The sequence below is a fragment of the Methanosarcina sp. UBA411 genome (assembly GCF_002495725.1).
Taxonomy (GTDB): domain Archaea; phylum Halobacteriota; class Methanosarcinia; order Methanosarcinales; family Methanosarcinaceae; genus Methanosarcina.
In genome coordinates this window covers 61656-68822 of the sequence record NZ_DAGK01000015.1, presented here as the reverse complement: position 1 = coordinate 68822, position 7167 = coordinate 61656, and the positions used below count along the sequence as shown (strand labels likewise).

The 7167-nt window shown below is 41.8% G+C and carries 4 protein-coding genes; all 4 read right to left on the bottom strand.

Translation table 11 applies throughout. From position 1 onward, the window contains the following. Positions 1-675: 675 nt before the first annotated feature. Positions 676-1317, bottom strand: a complete 642-nt coding sequence (locus BP861_RS06195) for a 6-hydroxymethylpterin diphosphokinase MptE-like protein (RefSeq protein ID WP_292373578.1) — start codon at positions 1315-1317, stop codon at positions 676-678. Positions 1318-1386: 69 nt separating this feature from the next. Then, positions 1387-4563: an isoleucine--tRNA ligase gene (gene ileS, locus BP861_RS06190; RefSeq protein ID WP_292373577.1), complete on the bottom strand. Its 3177-nt coding sequence runs from the start codon at positions 4561-4563 to the stop codon at positions 1387-1389. A gap of 808 nt (positions 4564-5371) precedes the next feature. Beyond that, positions 5372-5569 (bottom strand): MM0924 family protein, encoded by a 198-nt coding sequence (locus BP861_RS06185; RefSeq protein WP_292373621.1) that lies wholly within the window; start codon positions 5567-5569, stop codon positions 5372-5374. A gap of 387 nt (positions 5570-5956) precedes the next feature. Further along, positions 5957-7039 (bottom strand): DUF7544 domain-containing protein, encoded by a 1083-nt coding sequence (locus BP861_RS06180; protein ID WP_292373576.1) that lies wholly within the window; start codon positions 7037-7039, stop codon positions 5957-5959. Between the last annotated feature and the right edge of the window lie 128 nt (positions 7040-7167).

Here is a 7167-nt window from a genome sequence, read left to right as displayed (position 1 = left end):
TCCACCACATTATATTTACCTCCGTGATTTTGCTTATTATTCTGTTTAGTTCAGATATCGTAGAAAGTGGATTTCCTAAGATTAGAGAGCTAAGAACTATCACTCTAATCAAACCCCTTATCCACTCCCGAAGCATACTCTCATGGGAACTTTTTTAGAAATTATTCAAATTACTTATTTTCTTATGGCGAGAAACGATTCGACTGCCATGAGAGTATGAATTAACATATAATTGCAAATTATATAAAAGATTTAGAATAACTATTTCTTAATATTAATAACCTTTGAAAAACTGAGTAAACTCTCTATCAATAAAAAAGCTTACTTCTATATTTATTCTACAACTTCTACTTCTTTTAAGATTCTCAATAAATCAGGAATAATAATCTGTAATTCATCGCATATGCAAAAAAGATAATCTCAATAGTATATATAAGCGCTATTACGAGGTTAAATCTAATTTAAGGTCTTATAAGGCGTTTATTTTGTTGGGAAAGTTATATAACCTTTCTTATTTTTGGACTTCATCAATTTAGCTATTTTTATAATAAGTGAAATATTTATATAAAGGATCACTATTCAATAAGGTAAGTTTTTCCATTCAGATTAAGAATAAATGTAAACCAGTGCATCGATATATTGACACGTGTGGTAATAATTTAGATTCCTCGATTATTAAAAATCATGAATCCCTATTAATTTCTTTGCCCATTTCAATTTCTTTTTCTTAATCGGGTTTACATCGCTATCTTCAAAATCAAAACCTACCAGCCTAATTTTTTTAGCTCCAAATTCTCTAGCTACAAAAAAGCATCTATCTCCATCGCTGAAGCCGCCAAAATTGTAGACCTTATCAAAAGGTCTTGCCTGGGTAGTTGCAATAAATCGTTTAAAGCGAGGCACATATTTTTCAAGCTTATCGATATTGTCCCCATGCGCGTGAATAAGGACTATTGAACCCATCTCGCAGGCTAGAATTTCTTTTTCAATATCAGCTTCAGAGTTGCCATCAAGGTCGGTACAGATGACTTCAGGTATTATGCCCACATCCATGAGAACTGCGGCTGCTCCATCGGCTGCAATTACCGTAAAATCCAAAAAATTGATTTCCGAAAGGTCGTCTCTGAGTCGGGGAGCGTTTCCGCACACAAGAACAGGCTTTCCGGAAATTAAGGCTCTAAGTTTGGACAGACTGGCAGTGTTTTCCTCTGTCAGCATGCGGGAAAGGAATAGAGCTGCCTTTTCATCACCTTCTCGGTCAAACCCAAAATCCTCAAGGATTCGTTCGTAAATCGGCTCCCAGGTAGCAAAATCCATATAAATCAGTTTCCTTTCCGTTTTGCAATTTGAGTTCTAAATTTCTTTGTTTTACTTCTTTTTAAGAGATTACTTCTTTGCAATTCCCATTTTCATGGCAATGCCTTCGACATCCCAATCCTTTACAAGGGCTCCGGAAACCTCAAGATCACTACCAAGATCAAATATCTCGGCTCTTACCTCCTCTGCAATCAGATCCTTGAGGGTTTCAACGAGCTTCAGGACTCTATCGTCTTCGATCCAAACGGAAGCACGGATGTTTTCATCCACTACTAGGTCAAGTTCCTTCCGCATGTCCTGAAGTCTGCGAATTACTTCCCTTGCATACCCTTCAGCTTCCAGCTCGGGAGTCAGGTTTGCATCTACATAAACAAGGCCGGCATCGGACTCTGCACTTGCTGTCCCTCCTGGAAGGGTTTCTTTGAAATTTGCCATGCCCGGAGTTACTGTAACCATTGTTCCGTCTGCAAGGGAGAGCTCAAACTCACCATTCTCGGCAAAGGCCTTTTTCAAAGCAAGACCGTCAACCTTCTGCAGGGCAGGGATGATTTTTCCTGCATCCTTCTTGAAAACAGGACCTATTTTGCTCGGATCAGGGATTACTTCAAGCCCGAGCTCATCCCAGCTCTCAGCAACACCTGTCAGGACAATTGCCTTGGAATTTGTCTGGTCCATAAGAACTGAGCGCAATCTCTTAACAGCCTTTGCTGCGTCCTCACTTTCAGGGGAAACAATTATTCGGGAAACAGGCCACCTGAGTTTTCTTCCTGCTTTCTGGCGGGCGTTTGAGGCGGCTTCCACAATAGAACGTGCAGTCTTCATGGCAGCTTCGAGCTCAGGATCAAGATAGTCTTCATTGACCTTCGGCCAGTCGCACATATGAACCGATTCCAGTGCATTCGGATCTACGTTCCGTATCAGGTTCTGATACATCTCTTCAGCCAGGTAGGGCATGAAAGGAGAGATCAGTTTTGTAAGGGTTGCGTAGACTTCATAAAGCACGCAGTAAGCTGCAAGCTTGTCAGGGTCATCAGCTTCGGTCCAAGTTCTTGGACGAATAAGCTGGATATACCAACGAGATAGGTCTTCAAGCGTGAATTCCAGAATCTCACGCACAGCCTTATGCAGGAAATACCCGCTCATTGCTTCGTCTACAGCTTTAACAACGGATTGAGCTCTTGAGAGAATCCACTTGTCCTCTTCCCTGAGCGCGTCTTTTACGGAATCAAGGCTAACCTTCAGCGGATCAAAATTATCGAGCGCCATATAAGGAAGCGGGAACCTGAAGACATTCCAGAGGATATTTATTGAACGGTTAACGGTTTCCACTTCTTCCTGGTTGAACTTAAGGTCATCCCAGGGTGCGCTTGATGAAAGCACATAGGCACGCAGGGTGTCAGCACCATATTTATCGATTACATCAATTGGAGAAATTACGTTCCCAAGGCTCTTGGACATCTTCTTTCCGCCTGCGTCAAGCGTAAAACCGTGCATGAGTACACTCTTGTACGGAGCCCGTCCGAAGCTCACCATGCTTGCTCCGAGTTGAGAATAGAACCAGCCACGGGTTTGGTCATGCCCCTCAGTGATAAAGTCCGCAGGCCACCATTTATCGAACTCCTCCCTAGTCTGCGGGAACTTCAGGGTAGCCCAGGAAGCGACAGCCGAATCAAACCAGACATCGAAAACGTCTTCAACACGCTTTTTCTCTCCTCCGCACTCACAGGGAATAGTTATTTTATCCACGTAAGGACGGTGAAGTTCAACATCGCTGCCTGCTCCGGATTTTTCCAGCAGTTCGGCTTTGGTTCCTATTACCTCAAGCTTTCCGCATTTCTTGCACTTCCAGACCGGAATCGGGATTCCCCAGTAGCGCTGCCTGGAGATACACCAGTCCCGAGCGCCTTCAACCCAGGTTCTGAATCTGGCTGAACCTGCCCAGTCAGGGTACCAATCTACGGCATCAATCGCCTCAAGCATTTTGTCCTTTATCTCTGTAACCTTGAGGAACCATTGTTCGGTTGCTAGGTAGATTATAGGAGTCTTACAGCGCCAGCAATGCCCGTATCTGTGCGTGACAGTCCCTTCTGCAAGCAACCTGTCACGTTCCCTGAGATCTTTAATTACAATCGGGTTTGCTTCCCTGACGTTTTTGCCCGCGTATTCCCCGGCTTCCTCGGTATAGGAACCATTCGGACCCACGGGACAGAGGATCGGAAGCTTATACTTCACGCCAACGTTAAAGTCATCCATACCGTGCCCTGGGGCAATATGTACACAGCCTGTATTTTCTGCAGTTACGTAATCAGCAAGATAAACGCCATGCTTTATCTCGTTCTGCACAGGCACGAGATCCCCAACAGGGCTTTCGTACTCAAGCTTTGTGAGATCTTCCCCAAGCATTGTTTCAAGCACTTCATAGTCAACATACCTGCCCTGTTTAAGGACATTCTCTATCAGATCAGAGGCTGCAATTAAAATTTCTTCCGAGCCATTCTGCCTGATTGCCCTGAATTTAGAGTACTCGAAACTTGGATGTACGGCTACAGCCACGTTTGCAGGAATTGTCCAGGGGGTCGTTGTCCAGATAACTATGAAGGTGTTTTCCTCGCCTTTGACCTTAAACTTCACATAGATTGATGGGTCGGTTCTCTCGGCATATTCAACCTCGGAGTCTGCAATCGCAGTCTCACAGCGCGGGCACCAGTTGACTGAGCGCTTGCCAACATCCAGAAGGTCTTTTTCACTGGCTTGCTTGAGAGTCCACCAGGCAGCTTCGATGTAATCGTCTTTTAAGGTCATGTAAGGGTCGTCCCACTGCAGCCAGACCCCAAGCCTCTGGAACTGCTCGGTCATTGCCTGTTTCTGGTTGATGGCAAATTCTTTACATTTTTCAATAAAATTCTCTACCCCGAAGCTCTCAATGTCCTTTTTAGATTTGAATCCGAGCACGCCTTCGACTTTGACTTCAATTGGCAGGCCGTGCATATCCCAGCCTGGGCGCTCGAGAATATTACGGTTATTCATGGAGTAATAGCGGAGAATGGAATCTTTAATTACTTTATTCCAGGCAGTCCCCAAGTGAATATGTCCGGTCGTATACGGGGGGCCGTCAACAAAAAAAAGTCTTTTTCCGGTCTTGCGGTGCTCTCGGGTTTTTCGATAAGCATCGCTATCTTCCCAGAGCTGCGTTACCTTTTTTTCAATTTGTTCTGCGTTATACTTGGCAGTGATTTCTTTTATCATATAGGGGTCTCCCTGAAGAAGGATTAGCTAAAGTGAATGTGGATCAGTGCAGGTTCTATCCTGCAGCTGTTCGAAAGTATTTGTGATGAGTTTCGACCAGTAGTAAATTCTGATAAGTAATTAATTCCTACCGGTAGACTTTTGAAAACTTTACTACCGGCCTGCCTATATATTAAACTTCAAATAAGTATTTAACGAACACAATATCCGTATTCGGGAAAGTACATCTTTGCCCATCCTCAAGTAAACGGATCTTCCGCACGTCAATCAATTTATTCAGTAATTGCTGTACTTGATTTAAGCTTTGTTATAATGCAAACTTATCCAAAAAAGTTTGATCACAACCCTTTTCAAAAAAGGCTTGACCGAAAACCTTGGCAACGTTTGATTTGATAATCTTATCCCCAAACCCTATCGGTATGATCACACCCCTTTTGAAAAAAGGCTTGACCGAAAAATCTTGCTAAATCTAAAACCCCGAACAACGGCGTGATCAACCGGCGCAACGGTTGTGGTTGAGCAAAAAATTTGACAACAACAAGTTAATTTTACAAAATTATAGCTTTCTATGCCTTTTTCCACGTGGTTAGAGATTTGAGTTAAAATAGAGAAGATTTGGTTAGAAACTGATTTAAACTCAGTAAAGAATCGATAATTAATTTTGTGGATGAAATGAATTAATAAATCAAAAGGAGTAAGAGCAGGTTAATGAGAGAAAAAAGGGAGATTTTTTCCCTAATTTGAAAACTTAACTTCCAAGCAACAGGTACAAAAAGGGTTTGGACCTGAACCTCGATGAAGTAATTTGTTACCTTCTCAGTGTTCTCCACATTGCAGCGATTTTCTCAATATCGATATGTGTATACCCTTCTTCTTTTATAGTCCATTTAAGGCTGAGGACTCCGTCATTACACTCGGCGGCAATTCCCCTGTATGTGGTATTTCCTCCAATATCAATTTCAACTTCTTTACCTAGATAATACTTTTCAATGAACTCCTGCTTCATCATCTCAACTCCCAGTTCGTACTTTTCCGAATGAACCCCGGATAGACAATTTACAGGATATAGTTAGTTCCATGCAGTATATTAGAGTTAAAAAAACAGGGTTTCTGAACACAGTTTCTATATCGGGGAAAAATAGATACTCGCTGTTAAATTTAGTTTGAAGGTGACTATAGTATTCGAAAATCGGACAGAATAATAGTTCAGAACTCTGAGTTATTTCCATCTGGAAAAAGCAAGCCAGAGCCCTGAACTTTCCCTTTTCGTTCAGAAAATTAGCTCAGTATCTCAAACTCTTCTCCCAATATCTCAAACACTCCTTTTAGCTCAGAAACTCAGTTCCATATCCTGAAGAAACTCAGTTCAATGTCTGAACTTTCATTCTTTTTATCAGAGATTCGGCTCAGGCTCATCAACTCCGGTTTCAGGCCTCTGCGCAGGAATATCAAAGAAAGGAATTTCTGCATCTTTAAACCAGGCTTCAAGGAAACTTAACAGGTGGTATTTCAGGAAAACGGCAAGTGGCACATTAAGGAAAAACACCGTTCCCAGGATCAAAATCAGTTCAATAACGATAACGGGAATGAGGAGTATCCAGAGAAAGAATTCCGATACCAGGGACGAAAAGAGGAAGTACAGAATCCCATCAAGAATAACGAAAATCAGCCCTAAAGCCAGGGCTGTCAATCCAAAAAGGAATATTGCAAGAATGGCTATTCCTATCCCAAGCACGAACCTGATAAGCCAATAAACCAGAACTTCCTGCCAGCTTTTCTTGAACTTTGCGAAAATAAGTCCAAAAGCAGAAAGGATTCCTTTATCCTGGTAGATTGAAAGTGGAATTGCAAGACTTAATAGGGAATTTATTGCAACTGCGAGCAGAATTAACACAATAATTACACCGACAATCCAGAAAAATCCTCCAAGCAGGACAGGCCACGCAAAGTCCGCAGGACTTTCGACAATCCTTGGAGCAAAAGGAAGAGCAGCTATTCCGAGGAGCGCTAGAAGTGTCAGTCCGATAGCTAAACGCACCAGCAGTAGATTGAATCCTTTTTTCAGAAACCTTCGCGAATAGGCCCAGAATTTCACTTCATTTCTTATAAGCGATTCTACAAAAACAAATTCCATAACACTGGAAACGTACGAAAAAATCAAGGCCAGGAGAAGAATTAAAACTATTACCACAACTAAAGTTGCCAGTTGTGGTTCCGGATAAATATAACTGAAAGCAGTATCATGTGTGCCAAAAGGAAGATCAGGCATCTGGCCAGGTTCAATAATAGGAAAATTATTTTTAAAGTCTTCTGAACCTACATTGTAGTTGCTCGAACTTCCGAAACTTGAAACTCCGCCTAACAGAAAAATGATAATTGCGATTTTTGCCCATTTCCAGAAATTAAAAGGTTCAAAAAGAGCTTTTTTTGTCCTTGAGAGAGCTCTATCTACTGCATCTATCCCGTACCAGCTCATAGTGTATAATTTTAGTCAGAAGATAAATAATTATCTATACAGTTAGATTTAAAATTTCCCAGACAAACTCCAAGATATCTCAGGAAAACTTGAAATTATTCAGACTTAAGAACCTTTTAATTCAAAAA

Bases quoted from the DNA above. Each gene is read 5' to 3' on its own strand.
- BP861_RS06185 (WP_292373621.1), bottom strand. From the start codon at position 5,569: ATGAAGCAGGAGTTCATTGAAAAGTATTATCTAGGTAAAGAAGTTGAA.
- BP861_RS06180 (WP_292373576.1), bottom strand. From the start codon at position 7,039: ATGAGCTGGTACGGGATAGATGCAGTAGATAGAGCTCTCTCAAGGACA.
- ileS (WP_292373577.1), bottom strand. From the start codon at position 4,563: ATGATAAAAGAAATCACTGCCAAGTATAACGCAGAACAAATTGAAAAA.
- BP861_RS06195 (WP_292373578.1), bottom strand. From the start codon at position 1,317: ATGGATTTTGCTACCTGGGAGCCGATTTACGAACGAATCCTTGAGGAT.